Raw genomic sequence first — 533 nt, forward strand, 5'->3', positions numbered from 1 at the left:
GAGCCGCGAGCCGCGTTTCCGAACTGCGCCGGGATTTACGCACCGCTATTTCGGCGCCAAACAGACGGCGCTGATTTCCAACGATTCAATCCGTCGGCGGGATATTCACGCCGCAGCTTCGTATCTTCGAACATGGCTTCGTGCCGGCCCCCATCCGTTGCTGAGGGGCCGATACAGTGAACGCCATCAGCGTCCATGGAGCGCTTCATGTCCTCGCTCACGATTTCGCCGCAGAACTTCGATACCGGTTACGGATTCGATTCCGTATCGTCGAGCCAGCTATCGCAGCAGTTAGAGCAGTTCCTTCTCCAGTTGATCAGTGAGCTCGCACCGCAGCTTTTTGCAGGAACGCAGTCGAAGGTGTCGGGAAGCAGCAGGAGCGGTGGTGCGGGCGGCTACGGATTCGATCGTGAAGCCAGCCCTTCGCCCTTCACACCGCCCACCGGCCATGTTTTCGATGTTTCGGCATCGAAGAGCCCCGCGTCGTTGGGCAAGAATGCCGGCGGCGTGGCGCAAGCCGCCGCGATCAGTGG

1 protein-coding gene is annotated in these 533 nt (G+C 60.6%); it reads left to right on the top strand.

Features of this window, described 5'->3' with window-relative positions; translation table 11 throughout:
• Nucleotides 1–207: 207 nt before the first annotated feature.
• Nucleotides 208–533, top strand: a 326-nt coding sequence (locus tag FBF75_RS19785; protein ID WP_205826479.1) for a hypothetical protein, incomplete at its 3' end; no start/stop codon positions are given.

This window comes from Bacillus sp. S2(2019) (assembly GCF_005144805.1).
Classification (GTDB): Bacteria; Bacillota; Bacilli; order Bacillales; family Bacillaceae; genus Bacillus; species Bacillus altitudinis.